17 protein-coding genes, 1 tRNA gene and 1 pseudogene are annotated in these 17,710 nt (G+C 53.3%); 12 read left to right on the top strand and 7 right to left on the bottom strand.

The window, feature by feature from the left end:
* Positions 1-253: pseudogene (locus tag IBX51_RS02040) on the bottom strand (DUF4442 domain-containing protein); the annotation flags it as partial.
* 179 nt (positions 254-432) lie between these two features.
* Here IBX51_RS02040 and IBX51_RS02035 point away from each other — a divergent pair.
* Positions 433-1,347, top strand: a complete 915-nt coding sequence (locus IBX51_RS02035) for a transporter substrate-binding domain-containing protein (RefSeq protein WP_291828191.1) — start codon at positions 433-435, stop codon at positions 1,345-1,347.
* 46 nt (positions 1,348-1,393) lie between these two features.
* Here IBX51_RS02035 and IBX51_RS02030 read toward each other — a convergent pair whose 3' ends face one another.
* Positions 1,394-3,280 carry a methyl-accepting chemotaxis protein gene (locus IBX51_RS02030; protein WP_291828189.1) on the bottom strand — a complete coding sequence of 629 codons (1,887 nt, stop codon included), beginning with the start codon at positions 3,278-3,280 and terminating at the stop codon, positions 1,394-1,396.
* 159 nt (positions 3,281-3,439) lie between these two features.
* Here IBX51_RS02030 and IBX51_RS02025 point away from each other — a divergent pair, with 159 nt between their 5' ends.
* The 4 genes from IBX51_RS02025 (at position 3,440) to selD (ending at position 8,477) form a co-directional block, all read left to right on the top strand.
* Positions 3,440-4,960, top strand: coding sequence for a bifunctional GNAT family N-acetyltransferase/carbon-nitrogen hydrolase family protein (locus IBX51_RS02025; protein ID WP_291828187.1), 1,521 nt, complete (start codon positions 3,440-3,442; stop codon positions 4,958-4,960).
* Between the two features lie 161 nt (positions 4,961-5,121).
* Complete coding sequence (locus tag IBX51_RS02020) at positions 5,122-5,520, top strand: hypothetical protein (RefSeq protein ID WP_291828185.1); 399 nt, start codon at positions 5,122-5,124, stop codon at positions 5,518-5,520.
* Positions 5,521-5,562: 42 nt separating this feature from the next.
* Complete coding sequence (locus IBX51_RS02015) at positions 5,563-6,201, top strand: helix-hairpin-helix domain-containing protein (RefSeq protein WP_291828183.1); 639 nt, start codon at positions 5,563-5,565, stop codon at positions 6,199-6,201.
* Positions 6,201-8,477, top strand: a complete 2,277-nt coding sequence (selD, locus tag IBX51_RS02010; RefSeq protein WP_291828181.1) for a selenide, water dikinase SelD — start codon at positions 6,201-6,203, stop codon at positions 8,475-8,477. The genes IBX51_RS02015 and selD overlap by 1 nt, the downstream gene beginning before the upstream one ends.
* Here the strand turns inward: selD and senB are convergent.
* Positions 8,461-9,441 (bottom strand): selenoneine biosynthesis selenosugar synthase SenB, encoded by a 981-nt coding sequence (gene senB / locus IBX51_RS02005; protein ID WP_291828179.1) that lies wholly within the window; start codon positions 9,439-9,441, stop codon positions 8,461-8,463. The two genes, selD and senB, sit on opposite strands and share 17 nt — an antisense overlap.
* A gap of 190 nt (positions 9,442-9,631) precedes the next feature.
* Between senB and IBX51_RS02000 the strand changes: the two genes are divergently transcribed.
* From IBX51_RS02000 to IBX51_RS01990, 3 genes are read left to right on the top strand one after another with little or no spacing between them, the layout of a single operon-like run.
* Positions 9,632-10,501, top strand: a complete 870-nt coding sequence (locus IBX51_RS02000; RefSeq protein ID WP_291828177.1) for a putative selenate ABC transporter substrate-binding protein — start codon at positions 9,632-9,634, stop codon at positions 10,499-10,501.
* Positions 10,501-11,151, top strand: a complete 651-nt coding sequence (locus tag IBX51_RS01995) for an ATP-binding cassette domain-containing protein (RefSeq protein WP_291828176.1) — start codon at positions 10,501-10,503, stop codon at positions 11,149-11,151. The genes IBX51_RS02000 and IBX51_RS01995 overlap by 1 nt, the downstream gene beginning before the upstream one ends.
* A 4-nt stretch (positions 11,152-11,155) precedes the next feature.
* The gene (locus tag IBX51_RS01990) at positions 11,156-12,622 is read left to right on the top strand and encodes an ABC transporter permease (protein WP_291828175.1); all 1,467 of its coding nucleotides are present in this window, start codon (positions 11,156-11,158) and stop codon (positions 12,620-12,622) included.
* Positions 12,623-12,772: 150 nt separating this feature from the next.
* Here the strand turns inward: IBX51_RS01990 and IBX51_RS01985 are convergent, their stop codons facing one another.
* Positions 12,773-13,183: a hypothetical protein gene (locus IBX51_RS01985; protein ID WP_291828173.1), complete on the bottom strand. Its 411-nt coding sequence runs from the start codon at positions 13,181-13,183 to the stop codon at positions 12,773-12,775.
* Between the two features lie 169 nt (positions 13,184-13,352).
* On the opposite strand from IBX51_RS01985, the gene IBX51_RS01980 reads away from it, so the two are divergent.
* From IBX51_RS01980 to IBX51_RS01970, 3 genes are read left to right on the top strand one after another with little or no spacing between them, the layout of a single operon-like run.
* The gene (locus IBX51_RS01980; RefSeq protein ID WP_291828172.1) at positions 13,353-14,273 is read left to right on the top strand and encodes an ABC transporter ATP-binding protein; all 921 of its coding nucleotides are present in this window, start codon (positions 13,353-13,355) and stop codon (positions 14,271-14,273) included.
* Positions 14,274-14,306: 33 nt separating this feature from the next.
* Complete coding sequence (locus IBX51_RS01975; protein ID WP_291828170.1) at positions 14,307-15,068, top strand: ABC transporter permease; 762 nt, start codon at positions 14,307-14,309, stop codon at positions 15,066-15,068.
* Positions 15,065-15,568, top strand: a complete 504-nt coding sequence (locus IBX51_RS01970; RefSeq protein ID WP_291828168.1) for a DUF192 domain-containing protein — start codon at positions 15,065-15,067, stop codon at positions 15,566-15,568. Before IBX51_RS01975 ends, IBX51_RS01970 begins: the two co-directional genes overlap by 4 nt.
* Before the next feature lie 3 nt (positions 15,569-15,571).
* On the opposite strand, the gene IBX51_RS01965 is transcribed toward IBX51_RS01970, so the two are convergent.
* Positions 15,572-16,363 carry an enoyl-CoA hydratase gene (locus IBX51_RS01965; RefSeq protein ID WP_291828166.1) on the bottom strand — a complete coding sequence of 264 codons (792 nt, stop codon included), beginning with the start codon at positions 16,361-16,363 and terminating at the stop codon, positions 15,572-15,574.
* 148 nt (positions 16,364-16,511) lie between these two features.
* Here IBX51_RS01965 and IBX51_RS01960 point away from each other — a divergent pair, with 148 nt between their 5' ends.
* Positions 16,512-16,709 (top strand): hypothetical protein, encoded by a 198-nt coding sequence (locus IBX51_RS01960; RefSeq protein ID WP_291828164.1) that lies wholly within the window; start codon positions 16,512-16,514, stop codon positions 16,707-16,709.
* A gap of 140 nt (positions 16,710-16,849) precedes the next feature.
* On the opposite strand, the gene IBX51_RS01955 is transcribed toward IBX51_RS01960, so the two are convergent.
* Positions 16,850-16,936: transfer RNA gene (locus tag IBX51_RS01955), tRNA-Leu, on the bottom strand.
* Positions 16,937-17,045: 109 nt separating this feature from the next.
* On the bottom strand, positions 17,046-17,669 hold the full coding sequence (locus IBX51_RS01950) for a class I SAM-dependent methyltransferase (RefSeq protein WP_291828162.1): 624 nt from the start codon (positions 17,667-17,669) through the stop codon (positions 17,046-17,048).
* Positions 17,670-17,710: the final 41 nt, after the last annotated feature.

The following is a 17,710-nucleotide window of genomic DNA, read 5'->3' as shown; positions in this document are numbered from 1 at the left end:
CCGCGTACAAACTGCCAAAGTGATTTTTGTTGCCCTTCAGTTTTACTTTTGCCCGCACATAACCGGGGCGCATTTCCTCTACACTGAAGCCATTGCGCGTCGCAAACGGAATTGCCATACCGATAAGCCGATTAACCGTTGCATAGCTTCCCGTCTTTTTCAGCCAATCCAGCGGCTGCAACAAAGTCGCCTTGGGATTGCTGTTGGTTACCCATTGGCCGGCAGTGCCGATGAGGGTGTCGATAAGTGCCATAATAGAGGTTTCCTGCTGATTTGAAGGCGATAATTGCAAGTCAAAGCCCTTGCTTCAAGAAGCTTTTGCAGTTTTTTTGATAGTTGTATCGTTCAATGGTCATAAAGTGTTCTAAAGTGGAATTGGATTCCGATCTTCGGGTAGAGAGCTTCTATCCTGAATCATTAAAGGATTAACGCGTGACGCGACGTGACCAGAAAGCACCATCAGCATGGGTAATCTACCTGCTGGCGTTATTTTTAACAGTTCCGGCACAAGCCCTGGCCGTGGCGGATGATCATCGCAGTCTTATTCTTTGGTATCGCAATTACGACAACCCCGCCATTCGATCACTGGTTGAGCTGGCCCTGACCAAAACGCCGGAGTACGGCAGTTACGAACTGGTCCGCAGTGAAGAACTCAGCCAGGGCCGCGCGCTCAAAGAACTCGCCAACAATCACAATCGATTGGTGGATATTGCCAACGTCGCAACATCCGCAGAGCGAGAAGCGTTTCTCAACCCCATTCCCTTGCCCGTGGACGGCGGTTTACTTGGCTTCAGAGTGTGTTTGGTACTGCCCAAAAACCTGACATTATTTGAAGACATCACCAACATTGATGAACTGAAAGCGAAAGACATCCGGATTGGCCAGGGCACTCATTGGCCAGACACACCGATCCTCGAAGCCAATGGCATCAGCGTGATAACCCATACACGCTATGAAATTCTGTTCGGAATGCTCCGCAACGAACGCTTCGAGTGCTTTGCTCGCGGCATCGGTGAAGTGCTGTACGATATCGAGTTCAATCAGGCGGATGATCTGGTGATCGAGCCAAACTTGTTGATTGCCTACCCCATGCCATCCTACTTGTTCGTCGCACCCAACGATCAGGAGACCGCCCATCGGTTGCAACTGGGCATGGAGCGCGCCATCCAGGACGGCAGTTTTGCAGTCTACCTGAAAACGTGGTTTGGGCGTGCTGTCACGGAGCTGGGCCTGGAACGCCGTCGAATCCTTACTCTGGAGAACCCCTACCTCAGCGAAGAGTCCCTGTATATTGGCAGGCATACCCTGGAAAATCTTCGTCGAAGGCTCGAATTCCTCAGTCAATAATTCTAGCAGGCCATCCTTGGCCAACCCTCGTCAAACCTGACAACGGCTACACGCGGAAGCGGGAAACTTTTTCGTTCAGGGTGTGGCCGATGGTTTCAATGTGTCCGCTATAAACGTCATTTTCGCTCGCGGCTCTGGCGGCGTCTTGGCCCTGATCGGCGATGCGAGTGATGGAAGCGTTCAACTCTTCGGTCACCGACGTCTGCTCCTCAGATGCCGTCGCAATTTGAGTGGTCATCTGACTTATCGCAGTAATAGCATCCGCAATGCGATTCAGCGAATCCATGGCATCCTGCGCCTTCTCCATGCTGACATTGGAAACCGCCGTCGAGGCTTTCATCACATCAACCGCATCATTGGCGCCTTTCTTCAGGCGCTCAATCATGTCGTTGATCTCTCCGGTTGAGGCCTGGGTTCGCTGGGCCAGGTTGCGGACTTCGTCTGCCACTACCGCAAACCCCCGGCCAGCTTCGCCTGCTCTGGCCGCCTCAATGGCAGCGTTCAGTGCCAGCAGATTGGTCTGCTCCGCTATGCCCTGAATCACCTCAAGTACCGTGTTGATAGACGACACATCGTTACCCAGCGCATCGATGACCTCAGTCGCTGCAGTGATCTCTCGCGAGAGTTTTTCAACCGCATCTCTTGAAGCCGCCACCGTTTGCAGGGATTCTCGACTTTCTTGATCTGCATTCTCTGAGGCTTCTGCGGTTTGCTGCGCATTTTGAGCAATCTCGCCGGCGGCCGCTGACATTTCATTAATGGCGGTGGCAATCATATCAATCTCGTTCTGCTGGTTCTCTACGCTGGAGCGACTGGCACTGGACGTTTCTCGCAGCGAAGAGACATTACCGGCCAGTTCGTCACACCCCTCTTTTACTTCGTGAACCACCTGCTGAATGTTTGCGACAAAGCGATTAAAGCATTTTGCAAGCTCGCCAAATTCATCCGATGCAGAATCATCAAGGCGCTTATTCAAATCCGCATCACCGGAGGCGATGCCCGACATGGCCGTATTTAATCTGCGCACCGGGGCCATCAGAATTCGGATGCCGAAGTAGAGCGCCACCATCGCGATAACCAGACCAACACCGGCGATGGTCAATCCCCATACCCTGGCCTCTACGATCGGAGCGTTGACCAAATCATCGTTCACAAAGGTGACAAGGTACCAGTCGACGGCGCGCGCATCTGCAATGGCATGAAACCCTGCACTCCAATTCGCACCGTCCATGCGAAAGCGATGTGTTCTGCCATTGAAAGAAGGCTGCTCTCCAATCACCTCTGAAATATTTTGTCCAACGACGGCTGAGTCTGGGTAAAACAGGACATTGCCTGATTGATTCACCAAAGCCGCAAAACCGGTGTCGGCCAACGTGATGGTCGATAACATGGTTTGAATGGTGCCAAGGCCAATGTCCATACCTGCAGCACCTTTAAAAGCCCCGGACCTTATTGGGGCCATGGCCGAGATAATGATTTCGTCACTGGTTGCATCCTGATAAGGGTCGGTAAAAGAGGCTCTGCCAAGACGTTGGGCGCCTTGATACCAGGGGCGCACCCTTGGATCGTAATCAGAAGGGAGCGTTGCCTCAACCGCAAGGCTTCTCATGATCATGCGGCCATCTTCTGTGCCTGCATACACATCCTTGATATTCCCGCCCTGGGTCATTGCCTCCATTAACACGCGAGCTGTGTTATCCGTGCGTATCTGTTCGAGGGCCTGGGCAGTTGCTTCTGCCATATCGAGACGGGTGTTAAGCCAATCCGAGATACTGGACGTACTTTGCGTTACGGCGTCTTGCATGAGGGCATCAATGTAGCGGTCTGTTGTCGATCGCAGCCGAACATCCGTCGCCACAGTTAAAGCCATCATTAACACAGCGATTAGCGTGCCGACAGCAATGAGTAGCTTTTGCGCAAATGAAAAATTCAACGGTAAATCCTCCGGGAAGGCCTGGGCAACTGGATTACTTTTTCATTCATTATAGATGCGAACTATCTGGATAACGGCAATTGCAGCGAAGTCTTTAGAAGACTTTGTTAAACTAGGAATTCAAGCAATGATCTGCCCACGAAATGGAGACGCTCCTGAATGGCTCATGAAGAACTACACCTGAATCTGCGTAACCTGACTCTTGGAGACTACAGTCAACTTCAGGAGCTGATGGACGAAGTTTACGACGATATCGGTGGTGCGTGGCCTAGTGACACCATTAAGGCACTGGTTGAACAGTTTCCTGACGGGCAGATCTGTATTGAGGATAACGGGCTACTGGTGGCGGTAGCGCTGACCGTATGCGTGAAATACGAAAGGTTCAGCAACCCGCATGCCTACGACGACCTGATCCTTCGTAATGAGAAAATCTGGCACAACCAGAACGGCGACTCGCTCTACGGTCTGGATGTGTTTATTCATCCGGAATACCGTGGCTACCGCCTCGGCCGCCGGCTCTATGAAGCCCGCAAGGAACTGTGCCGGTCGATGAACCTGCGAGCCATCCTGGCTGGCGGTCGTATACCCAACTATTTTAAATACGCCGAACAGTACACGCCGGAAGAGTACATCCATCGGGTGGATCGCAAAGAAATCTACGATCCCATTCTGACATTTCAGCTCTCCAACGATTTTCAGGTAACCCGGCTGATGCACAAGTATCTGCCGGAAGACGAGAAATCACTTGGTTACGCCACGCTTCTGGAATGGCGTAACATTCTTTACACCCCTCCCTCTTCGGTTCTCAACACTAAAAAGACTCAGGTTCGGCTGGGCGCGGTACAGTGGCAGATGCGGGAATTCACATCGGTTGAAGAAGTGCTCAAACAAGTTGAGTACTTTGTCGATGCACTGTCAGATTACAAGAGTGACTTTGCGCTTTTCCCGGAGTTTTTTAACGCACCACTGATGGGTCTGACGGACCAGATGGACCAAACCAGGGCCATTCGATTTCTGGCAGGGTTTACCGAGCAGTTCCGCAATGAAATGTCAGAAATGGCCGTCAGTTACAATATCAACATAATCACCGGTTCCATGCCGCTGATTGAGAACGATCGCGTGTACAACGTGTCTTACCTTTGCCACCGCGATGGCCGGGTTGATGAACAGCGAAAGATCCACATTACGCCTCACGAACGTAGAGATTGGGTGATTGAGGGCGGTAATAAATTCGAGGTATTTGAAACCGACGCCGGCCGGGTTGCCATACTGATCTGTTATGACATTGAGTTTCCGGAGCTTGGCCGACTGGCCGCCAGTCAGAACGTAGACATCATTTGCGTGCCGTTCTGGACCGACACTAAAAATGGTTATCTCCGGGTTCGCCATTGCGCCCAGGCCCGTGCCATCGAAAACGAGTGTTACGTAGTCATCACAGGCAGTGTTGGTAACCTGCCAAAAGTGGAGAATCTTGACGTTCAGTACGCGCAGTCGTCTGTGTTTTCGCCGTCAGATTTTGCGTTTCCACACGACGCCGTGATGGCAGAAACAACCCCTAATACAGAAATGATCATGTTTTCCGACATGGATCTGGAAAAGCTCACACTGGTCCGCAACGAAGGCTCTGTCACTAACCTGAAAGATCGTCGTGTGGATCTTTATGAGCTCAAAACCTTGTAATCGGCTTTTATCTGGCCCGGATTGCCCGGGCCAGATATTGACCTACTCCGTGAAAGCGTTACGGTAGCTTACTGATGGGATTGCCAAAATTGGATCGCCCGTCTATTGTTTAATTTATGCTCAAGTCATCTGGCCGGCCTTACAGGCAGAGAAAGCGTTTCATGAACGAAGAATTACCGGATATTGTCGCCCGTTTTCGCATCCGCCACGGCCTGTTTCGCAAAGAGACAGTGGATGCTCGTCTTTATGAACTGGATAGCTATGGCTGTGTAATGAAGACCGACAAGCTCTTCAGCCCTGGCGATACCATCCTGTTTGATCTGATCATGGACATGCCCTTTGAGGAAATCCGTGCAGAGGGTCTTTCAGGCTTAGTTACTGAAAAAAGAAAACACTGTAGCAACTTCTTTTATTCCATTGATTTTATTCAGTTTGACTCCAGTGATGATTCACCTTTGGCAGACAAAGTCCGCCGTATTCGTGAAGTGCTTTTGAAGAAACAAAGCCTCAAATCCCGAAGAAGTTCGAATACCGCGACGGGAATGAGGCAAATAGCCTGATACCCTTCCACCACTACTACTCCCCCTGTAAGGAGACGTCCGATGGCAAAGAAAGCCAAACCCAGCGTTGATAAGATCGTAAAAAAAGTGAATAAAGAATTTGAGAAGACCTCCTCTCAAATTGAAGGCCTCATCAACGATGCGTTAAAGCAGTTTGATCACCTTCAGCACCAGGTTCAGGATCCCGTGCGCAAACTGATCAAAGACATGGACGAGCTGCGCGAGCGCGAAATGAAGCGCTTCAACGACGAATTTGAACGACGGATGGATGAGTTCCATGAGCTTCAGGCGTCATTGCTTGAAAAGCTTGGCATTGCCACCAAAGAAGTTCGTAAAGAAGTGAAAAAGGCAACAGAGACTGCCAGCAAGAAAGTGGAGGCTGCCAAGCCTGAAGCCAAAAAAGCGCCCGCCAAGACGCCGGCAGCAAGGAAATCCGCTGCGCCAACAAAACCTGCTGCGAAAAAAACCGCAGCACCCAAGGCAACCAAACCTGTCGATAAATCGGATCTCACTCGCATCAAAGGTGTTGGCCCGGCAACCGCTAAGAAAATGAAAGAAGCTGGCCTTACATCCATTGAGCAGATCGCTAATCCGAGTGACGAAGACAAACAGAAACTTGAGGCATTCAAGAGCCTTAAAGGATTCAACGAACTGTCCACCGAAGCGAAAAAAGTCATTTGATGCAAACGCCTGAGCAACCTGTATTGCGGGACATTGTCCTGGTAGGCGGCGGGCACAGCCATGTCGGGGTCCTTAAGCGATTCGCCATGAATCCGGCCCCCGGCGTACGGCTCACCCTGATCTGTCGTGATACCCACACACCCTATTCCGGAATGCTGCCTGGTTACGTTGCCGGTCATTATAGTTACGATGACGTACATATTGATTTGAGCCGCTTGGCGGAGTTTGCCGGTGCCCGGTTTTACCGAGCCGAAGTAACCGGCCTGGACCGCTCATCCAAACGTGTTATCTGTAAAGGCCGACCTAACGTCCCTTACGATCTGCTCTCGATTAATATCGGCTCGTCACCGCGGGTATCTGAGGTTCCCGGAGCCGCAGAGCATGCCGTTCCCGTTAAACCGATCACGGGTTTTAACAACCGCTGGCTATCGTTACTGTCGCGGGTCGAAAATCACGACGGCCCACTGACCATCGCCGTTGTAGGCGCGGGAGCGGGTGGCGTTGAACTGACACTGGCCATGCAGTATCGATTGCGTAATGAATTGTCCCGGCGTGGCAAAAATCCGGACCAGATTTACTTCCACTTGTTTGATGCCGCTGATCAGATTCTGCCCACGCACAATGCGAAAGTCCGCGCGGTCTTCCGTGACAAACTTGTTCATCGCGGCGTAAAGCTGCATCTTGGTTCACCTGTTTCCAAAGTCGAGCAAGGGCTGCTGATGACCGAGTCGGGCCAGACTCTGCAATCCGACGAAGTGCTCTGGGTAACCCGGGCCGGCGGCCCAGCTTGGCTGAACGACACGGGGCTGGCGCTGGATGACGGCTTGTTTATCCGGGCCAGGGACACGCTGCAGACCGAAAACGACGACAACATATTTGTCGCAGGTGATATCGCCAACGTGGTCGACCATCCCCGGGAAAAAGCCGGTGTGTTTGCGGTCCGTCAGGGCCCGCCATTGGCGGACAACCTCCGCCGCATGGCCACCGGTCAGCCGCCGAAGCCCTTCAAACCTCAAAAAAACTGGCTGGCGCTGATCAGCACCGGTGACCAATATGCCATCGCCTCCCGTGGCAATTTCGGCACTGCCGGAACCTGGGTGTGGCGCTGGAAAGACTGGATCGATCGCCGGTTTATGCAGAAATTCAGCGATCTTCCTGCCATGGAAGAAACCGGCCGCTTGCCAGACACCTCAGCGGCACAAAACCCGGAGGAAGCATCCCAGGCAATTTCTGCGGTAGCCATGCGTTGTGGCGGCTGTGGCGCGAAAGTTGGCAGTACGGTGTTGTCTCGTGCTCTTGGTGAACTCCGCCCTATCGAGCGGGATGACATCATCATTGGCCTGCATGCACCGGACGATGCCGCTGTGCTAAGGGTACCGCCAGGGATGGCAGTGGTTCATACCGTGGATTTTTTCCGTGCGTTTATTGACGACCCCTACGTATTCGGCAAAGTAGCCGCCAATCATGCCCTGGGCGATGTGTTTGCCATGGGTGCAGAAGCCCAGAGTGCCACCGCGGTTGCGACCGTGCCTTACGGCATCGAATCAAAAGTGGAAGATACCGTTTTCCAGATGATGTCCGGCGCAGTGGAAGTGCTTAACGAAGCCGGCTGCGCGCTGGTGGGCGGTCACACGGGTGAAGGCAAGGAGCTCGCTCTCGGCTTTGCGGTTAATGGATTGATTGATCCCGACAAGGTCATGAGCAAAGGCGGCCTGCGTGCCGGTGACGTGTTGCTGTTAACCAAGCCAATCGGCACAGGAACCTTGTTTGCAGCTCATGCTCGACTTGAGGCAAAAGGCCGCTGGATTGATGCAGCGCTGGCATCGATGGTTCAGTCCAATAAACCTGCCGCGGACTGCCTGGTGCGTTTTGGGGCTCGCGCCTGCACAGACGTAACCGGTTTTGGGTTGCTGGGACACCTGGTTGAAATGACTCGGCCCTCCGGTGTTGATGCTGAGCTTGACCTGACTGCGATACCAATCCTGCCAGGCGCAGAAGAAACGGTCGCAGCGGGCATTCTCAGCTCCCTACAACCGGCAAACGTTCGGTTACGGCGGGGTATCCGCAATCAGGCAGACTGGGTTGATCATCCACGCTATCCGTTGATCTTTGATCCTCAGACAGCCGGAGGACTGCTTGCCAGTGTTCCAGAAGCCGTTGCCGAAGCCTGTGTACGAGAGCTCAAATCACTGGGTTACCCTCACACAGCCATTATCGGCCGTGTGACTGCGCAGGACGAGAATGGCGCCATAGAGCCGATTACGCTTCGGGACTGACCGCCTTCATGGCAAGCGCCAGAGCCTTTTCCAGGCTCTGGCGCTCCTTTTCCGCGGTAAAGCTTTTTGCCAGATCGTCCACTTTGGCGACTAATGTTGCCAGCAAGCCCGGGTTTTGCTCTACCCGATACATTAACTCCGCCAGAGCACGGTCGTCGCCGACCGGAAAATAACCCGGATAATCGTCACCCAGCAATCCTCGGTTGCCTGAAATGTCAGACGCAAGAATAGGCAATCCTGCCCTGCACGCTTCAGAGACAACGTTAGCACCGCCTTCCATCACAGAGCTGATCACCATCAGATTGCAGACAGACATGAGCTGTTCAAGTTGAGGCTTTTCCAGTTCGCCGAGCCAGTGAAATCGAGGATTATCCTTGCTTTCCTGCAGGGCTTTGTCCCGCCACTCGTCGTTATGGGGTTTGCCCGCACAAGACACGATGATGTGGGAATCATCCGGCAAAAGCCGACTGGCCCAGGCGGCGCGCAACGAGTCTTTTTCAGCTCTGAGGTGGCCGATCACACACACGTTGAACTGCCCGGGCTCTGCTTTTAAACCAGCCCGAATGCTTGGTACCGGGGCAGACTGCCGGAGTGTTATCAGTTTACTGTGAAACCGCTCTGGGATGTCTCTGGCAACCAGGTCATGAAGGCCAATCAGCACGTTGGCGGATGCCATGGAAGCGTGAGTGGGTTCCGGGTACTCATGTTGATAATGATAGATATCCGTGCCGGTCAAAACCACGATCAAAGGATGGGTCGGCCAACATTCACGAAAACGATGTACTATTACCGCGCTACGCCACGCATGGAGTGCGATCATCAGATCATAGAACTCTCCGTCATAGTCAGTAGCAACTTCAACGTGATGACCGGCATCTTCGAGTAGCTGTTGCCAGCGCACAGCAGTTGCCCGATTACCCGCTTTTGAATCCGGGCCAGCGGGCGTAATAATGATTATTTTCATTGGACTTATCACAAAGAATTTGCAAAATTCTGCATGTCGCCCCACTCCAAGTAAAGAGTTGTCCCGTATATCGGTTCAGAGTTTACGCAAATCACGTTATTCTTGGTTGCGTCGGGTTTGTCAGTCCCAACCTGATTGGCGAAAACCATTCTCGAAACGTACGTTAAGCAAATCCCCATAAGGAAGACATATGATCACCAGGCAAATACGGAAATGGCTTATTTCCGGTGTTCTCGCGCTGGTCGCCACCAGCACTGTAAATGCGCAAACATTTGTATTCACTGCCATCCCGGACGAAGACGAAACCCGATTGGTTGAGCGTTTTCGAGGCATTGCCGATTACCTGTCTGAACAGCTTGAGGTAGATGTTCGGTATATTCCGGTTAAGTCCTACGCGGCTGCTGTTTCAGCGTTCCGCAACAATCAAGTTCAGCTGGCCTGGTTTGGCGGGCTCTCCGGTGTGCAGGCTCGCGCGCTGGTACCCGGTTCTGAAGCACTGGCCCAAGGCGTCGAAGATCAGGCTTTTTACAACTACTTCATCGCCCACAAGAGCACCGGCCTGGAACGTGCTGATAAGCTGCCAGAAGGTGTTCGTGGTAAAACATTCACGTTTGGCTCCAAAGGCTCCACCTCAGGCCGTCTGATTCCGGAATATCACATCCGTGATCAGTTCAAGGAGCCCCCCGAAAGCGTCTTCAGCCGGGTAGGCTTCAGTGGCAACCACACCCGCACCCTGAGACTTGTGGAGTCTGGCACCTACCAAGTCGGCGCCCTCAACTACAAGGTCTGGGATAAAGAGCTTGAAGATGGCAACATCAACACCGACGATGTCAAAGTTATCTGGAAGACGCCCGGATTCCCGAATTACCAATGGACGATTCGCGGTGACGTTGACGACCGTTTTGGTGAAGGTTTCAAAAACAAGGTTCGTCAGGCGCTGTTGAATCTGGACGACCCGGCCCTGCTTGAGAGCTTTCCCCGCGAGGGCTTTATCCCTGCATCCAACGACGATTACGAACCCATTCGCAGTGTCGCATCCGAACTGGGAATCATCGATTGATGTCAGGCTTTGCCTTCAATGATCTAAGCGCAAGCTTCGGAGACAAGCGGGTTATCGGCCCGCTGTCTCTGGAAGTTCATCCGGGTGAGCGTGTTGCCCTGGTCGGCAAAAGCGGTGCCGGTAAATCGACCCTCATCAAATTACTCTACGAACGCCTTACACAAGATGCATCGTTGGTGCCGCAAGGGCTGGGACTGGTCAATGCCCTGCCCGTGTTTCACAACGTGTTCATGGGTCAGCTCGATAAACATCCCTTGTGGTACAACACCCTGACACTGATCCGGCCGTTCCGTAAAGATCGGAACACCGTCGCCCGGTTACTAAACGAGCTGGGCATCCCGGAAAAGCAATGGGTACCTGCGGCCTCACTGTCTGGAGGCCAGCGTCAACGCGTAGCCATTGCTCGAGCACTTTACCGTAACGCGCCCATATTGCTGGCTGATGAACCGATCTCGGCGCTCGATGGCCCGATGGCGCACCTCGTCATGAAGGCCTTAACGGATCAGTTCAGCACCAGTGTGGTTGCGCTGCACGATGTCGATATGGCTCTCGCCTATTGCAACCGTATTGTCGGCATCCAGAACGGGCAGATTGCCCTGGACCAGCCTGTCAGCGAACTGCAGGCCGCTGACATCATGGCCCTGTACTGACATCATGCTCTCCTACCCGACAGTAAGAGCCAGCCTGCTGTTTCTCGCGATTGCCGTCGCTGGTTTATTCGTGGCCGACATCGCCATCACTACGGCCAACCCTTGGCGGGATCTTGGCCAGTTTTTTATTGGCGTCGCCACTCCTAACTTTTTCAGTACCGAAGGCTTGTTGACAGCCTTATTGCGCACGGTTGCCTTTGGTTTTGTTGGTGTAGCGTTAGGCAGCTTCTTTGGTTTTTTGTTGGCATTGGTTTACCGCTTTCTACCGGTCCGTATTTTCTGCGCCTTTATCCGGGCCATTCACGAGCTGTTCTGGGCACTGATCTTTCTGCAGTTTTTTGGTTTTCACCCGCTCACCGGCGTACTCGCGATTGCCATCCCCTACGCGGGTATTTTTGCGAAGGTTTATTCGGAAATTCTGGAAGAATCCGATCCGGAACCCAGCAGACTGCTACCTCCAGGTACCAGTGCGGTTGCAGCCTTCCTGTATGCGCGCATACCTGATTGCTGGGTGCAAATTCGCACCTACACGGCGTATCGCCTGGAGTGTGGTTTGCGCTCATCTGCCATTCTGGGCTTTGTTGGGTTGCCTACGCTCGGGTTCTACCTTGAGTCGTCTTTTTCACAAGGCATGTACTCTGATGCCGGCGCGATGCTCATTCTGTTTTATGTGCTCATCGCGACTATGCCCATCTGGGTAAGGCCAAAGCTGTTACCAGCCTATTTGCTCGCCGCACCCTTCTTTCTTGGTGAGGGATTTCCGATAGTCTGGGGCAATGTTCAACGCTTCTTCACAGAGGATATTGTGCCGTTTCCAATCAGGAACGGTGAGGGTCTGACTGGCCTGTCCAGCTGGCTCGGCGACCTGATGATCACCGAGGCCTTGCCCGGTATCTGGAACACGATTGTGCTTACCCAAATCGCGCTGGTGGCCACGGGCCTGTTGTCGCTGCTGGCATTCCCCCTGATCTCAAAACACTTTGGCGGGCCAGTCCGGCGCACATCAGGCCATGTGTTGCTGGTTATCGCCCGCTCCACGCCCGAATACATTCTGGCGTACATTCTGCTGCAGCTTTGGGGGCCCTCAATGCTGCCCGCCGTGGTTGCTCTTGCCCTTCACAATGGCGGCATCATCGGCCACCTGATCGGGCGACAGACCAATACCATCGAACTGCGGCCCGATGCGCCGACCGGATTCACGCGCTACAGTTGGGAACTGGTGCCTAGAGTCTACCGGTCCTTCCTGGCATTTCTCTTCTACCGCTGGGAAATCATCATGCGTGAAACCGCAATTCTCGGCATATTGGGTATCTACACGCTCGGCTTCTATGTGGACAGTGCCATCCAGAACATCCAGTTTGACCGGGCCATGATCCTGATCCTGATCACTGCGTCTCTGAATATTGGCGTGGATGTACTTGGCCGCACTATTCGCCGCAAACTTGCCCTGCAAACCATGCCAACCTGTTAAACCTCTGGCATCGCTATCACAGTTTTGCCTTCTTGCTACCGGTTTTGGCGGTTCTAGACGGCGATTAGCGATCCTTTTCGGTTGCTCGCTGCGGCAATTTTATCCATTACTTTTCAATGGATAAGACTGAGATTTTGCGGGATTTAACTCTTAGTGTGCCTTGAACACCAGCGTCCAAGGCACATTTTTCAGTTTTTCCTGCCCGTCCTGCAGATCGATTCGCCAGACCATCTCGGCACCCGTCGTGCAAAACGGCGCGGTAAATCGGGCTTGATACTCATGGAGCTCCTCTCTTACCAGAGGCACCGGGTATTCGCCCATATACATGGACCGCCCGCGCAGAACCGCTAAAAACCGGTCTGGTGATTTCGGCACCGTCAGCAACAACCGGTACTGCATACCTTGAGCACTCGGCTCAGTGGCAATCAGCGTTACCCGCCAGTCGCCCTCGCTCGTTGTCCACTCACAGGCGCCTTCCAGAAGATCGCATTGCGGTTGTTCCGCAGCATTGCCGGCAACTTCCCTATACCGTAGACCAAAAACCACCAATGCAATTGTCACGGCGACTAAACTTACCATCACAATGGTTCGTAACATACACAGTCCCTGATCTTGTCGAAGCGGGCATTATGGGGATAATTCCCGACATAGCAAAGGTTTCTAAAGTGCTGCCAGCATGAGAAAATGTCGGGCTTTCTGGTTTGAATCACCCACAAAACAGGACACGCCCGTGCAACCGGACATTTCCGTAAAGCACCTGAACAAAACATACGAAGATGGCTTTCAGGCACTGAAAGACATCAACCTGGATATCTATCCGGGAGAGATCTTTGCCTTGCTCGGTCCCAACGGTGCCGGCAAAACCACGCTGATCTCGATCATCTGCGGCATCGTCAATAAAAGTAGTGGCGACGTACTAGCCGCTGGCCACGACATCATCAAAGACTACCGCAAAGCGCGCGGCAGCATTGGTCTCGTGCCCCAGGAACTGAACACTGACTCCTTTGAGACCGTGTGGAACGCGGTGTCTTTCAGTCGGGGGCTTTTCGGTAAACCGGCCAACCCTGATCACATCGAACGGGTGCTGAAAGATCTTTCACTGTGGGACAAACGCAACAATCGTATCATGTCACTGTCAGGCGGCATGAAGCGTCGTGTGATGATTGCCAAAGCATTGTCGCACGAGCCGCGCATTCTCTTTCTTGATGAGCCCACCGCGGGCGTTGATGTAGAGCTGCGCAGAGATATGTGGCAAATGGTGCGTAAACTGCGTGAGAACGGTACAACCATCATCCTGACTACCCACTACATTGAAGAAGCCGAGGAAATGGCGGACCGTATTGGCGTGATCCGCAACGGAGAGATCATTTTAGTTGAAGACAAGGCCCAGTTGATGTCCAAACTTGGCAAGAAAGAGCTGCGCCTACACCTTCAGCATAAGCTGGACGAGGTGCCCGGACAGCTGACACTGGAGCCGGTTGAGCTTTCTGAAGACGGCTATGAGCTTATTTACACCTTCGACGCGCAACAGCAGCAAGCTGGCGTGGCTCGCCTGTTACGAACGCTGGGTGATCTCGGTATCGAATATCGCGATCTGCAAACCAGGGAAAGTTCACTGGAAGAGATATTTGTTGGGCTGGTCCATGAATAACCGCCTGATTGAACGGCACAAACGGAGAGCTCAATGAACGTATACGGCGTAAAGGCCATCTACAAGTTTGAAATGGCACGCATGAAGCGGACTCTCATGCAAAGTGTATTGTCGCCTGTTATCTCCACCTGCCTCTACTTTGTGGTGTTCGGATCGGCCATTGGTTCTCGCATGGGCGACATCGGCGGCATAGACTATGGTGCTTACATTATTCCCGGACTGGTGATGCTGTCCTTGCTGATGCAGAGTATCTCCAACGCCTCTTTTGGCATTTACATGCCCAAGTTCTCCGGCACCATCTATGAAGTCTTGTCTGCCCCCGTTTCCTACTTTGAAATTGTGCTTGGCTACGTAGGAGCAGCAACCACCAAGGCAGTTATCCTCGGGTTGATCATTCTGCTGACGGCTCGACTGTTTGTGGACTATTCGATATTGCATCCATTCTGGATGCTGTCATTTCTTGTTCTGACTTCCATCACCTTCAGCCTGTTCGGCTTTATCATTGGCATCTGGGCAGATGGCTTTGAGAAATTGCAGATCGTACCGATGATGATCGTGACACCGCTGGTGTTTCTGGGTGGCACCTTCTATTCCATCGACATGCTGCCTGAGGTCTGGCAGACCATCAGTTTGTTCAACCCTGTGGTTTACCTGATCAGCGGCTTCCGCTGGGCTTTTTATGGCGTTGCTGATGTGCATATCGCAATCAGCGTTGGCATGACCCTGGCGTTTCTCTCACTCTGTATGGCAACGGTGTGGTGGATCTTCAAAACCGGCTACCGGCTGCGGTCATGATGCGTCGCTCAAAGCCGTGGATACTCGTTTTTGGCCTGCTCGCGGTACTGGCCGGCTGTGAGACAACTGATGCCAATGGGCAGGCCGAACTACCTGTTATTAAAGCCTGCTTTGTCACCGAGAATGAGCGTTACAGCGTGACGCTTGAAGTCGCCAGCGAAGACAAGCAACGTCAAAAGGGGCTGATGGGCCGAACACACATGGATGTCAATGCCGGAATGCTGTTCACCTATCAAAACGAACGGTCTGCCGGGCACGGTTTCTGGATGTTTCAGACACTGATCCCACTGGATATCGGCTACCTTGATCGCAATGGCGTGATTGTGAGTCTTAAATCAATGACCCCTTGCCCTTCCTCACGGGGTAGAGATTGCCCGAACTACCCATCCGGGCAACCTTTCTGGAATGCGGTCGAAATGAATGCCGGGTACTTCGAAGAGCGCGGCATTGGCGTAGGTGACAGGCTCCATTGGCCTGCCGGTGATGCCTGTCAGCACTGACAGTCACTTGTCCTGCCACTTAGGGTTCCGTTTATCCAGAAACGCCGAGATGCCTTCCTGTGCATCCGCTGCCCCCATGTTGCCCGCCATCACCTCTGCCGTGTAGTCGTAGGCCTCAGACAAAGGCATCTCCAGCTGACGATAGAACGCCGCCTTACCGACTTTCAGGGCATGGCCGGATTTTCCGGCGATGGTGGCCGCCATCTGGTAAACGGTGTCATCCAGCGCTTCCGGCGCCACCACCCGATTGACCAGTCCAAGGCGTTCCGCCCTGCCCGCATCGATCATCTCACCGGTCAACAGCATTTCCATCGCGTGTTTACGGGAAACATTGCGAGACAGCGCCACCATGGGCGTGGAACAGAACAGCCCGATGTTGACGCCCGGCGTGGCAAACCGAGCGCCGCTCTCGGCCACCGCCAGATCGCAACTCGCCACCAGCTGGCAGCCCGCCGCCGTGGCCACACCCGCCACCCGGGCAATGACCGGCTTCGGCAGATTTACAATCTGCTGCATCACCTTGCTGCACTGGCGAAACAGCGCCAGCTGAAACTCATGGCTGTCGAACTGGGATCGAATCTCCCTGAGATCATGCCCCGCGCAAAACACCTTGCCTTCCGCCGCCAACACCACCACCCGCGTATCGGCATCGTTCTCCAGAGCGGTAAATACCTCTGACAACGCCTCCAGCATTGCCATCGACAAGCTGTTCCGCTGCTCCGGCTTGCTCAGGGTCACCGTGGTTATCCCGTGTTCGGTGTGTTGTTGCACCAGGCCATTCGCCGCTTGTGTCATCGTATCTACCTCCTTCATTCTGTTTCACCGCAGTATCACCAAGCGGCTGGCGTCTGTCGAACCGACCTTAGGCGAGTAACCTGCGCCTGGTTGTATTTCTCCTCAGCGCCCTCACAGTAGAATCATGAGACGTTGAAAAGGAGAATCCATGAATCGCTCCCTGTTGATCAAAATAGTCCTGTTTATCCTGATTATAGGCGGCGCCACCATGGTGCTGATTAAAGATGATCCACAGGTGCCCACCGGTGATATCAACCGGATACATCCGGTCATGCCTGCGCAGGAATCCGACTATCAGCGGTTTGATGAAGACGGCGATGAGGTACAAGAGGAAGAGCAGTACTGAGTACTGATTACAGAAACCGCATTGCCGAGGGCTTGGCCCACCCCTGATTTGACCGTCAAGAACGACACCACTGCTAGATTCAGGGGGCGGTTTTTATGTGTAGCTACGAATCAGGCTATATGGAAAGCCATTAACTGAAATGGTGCCCGGAGCCGGAATCGAACCGGCACGACCTAACGGTCGAGAGATTTTAAGTCTCTTGTGTCTACCAATTTCACCATCCGGGCATCGGAGGGAACTGCGTGGAGGGCGGAATTGTATAAGGCCCGATGACGTAACGCAATTCCGTTCCGGCCTGAGTTCCCCCAAGTGGCGGAAAAACCGTTTACTGGAGCGCTAAATCGGCTTGATGGCGCGGCCCTTGTAGATAAATCCTGCAATTTTGGGTGCGTTGGGCATGTACAGATTTTCCAGTTCCTGGATGTCGAAACCAGCTTGCAGAATAAGGTCGGCGATGTTTCGATTGAGATGACAGCCGCCTGCGAGCATTTTCCAGCCCGGGGTTATTCGATGTTGCCACTTACGGGTGCTGCCGTGGGGAGCTTCCCCGTGCTCCAGAAAAAGCAGATCGCCACCTGGCTTGAGCACTCGCTTCATTTGCATCAGGGCCGCATGCCAGTCGGGAATGGTGCACAAAGTAAAGGTGAGCAAAACCGTGTCTACGGATTCATTATCCAAAGGAATTTGCTCACCCGGCAGCTCCAGCCATTCCACGTGTATGGGCGAGCGGCCAAGATTTGGTAGTGCCTTTCGCCGCATACCCTCGGAGGGCTCCAGTCCGTACACCATTTCTACCTGAGTCTGGTCATAAAATTCCAGGTTGATGCCAGAGCCCATCCCAACCTCAAGCACTCGCCCCCGGGCCCGGGGCACAACCTGGCTGCGCAACTTCATCACCTGTCCCATAGAGCATGCTTTGTCTATGATATGGGGAAGAATTCGGTCCTCGTAAAAGCTCATTGGACTCACCATAATTGTTTTAGAGCAACGGGTGCGACAAA

This window comes from Marinobacter sp. (assembly GCF_014859525.1).
GTDB lineage: Bacteria > Pseudomonadota > Gammaproteobacteria > Pseudomonadales > Oleiphilaceae > Marinobacter.
The sequence above is the reverse complement of the archived record's forward strand: the minus strand, read 5'-3'. Positions and strand labels throughout refer to the sequence as shown.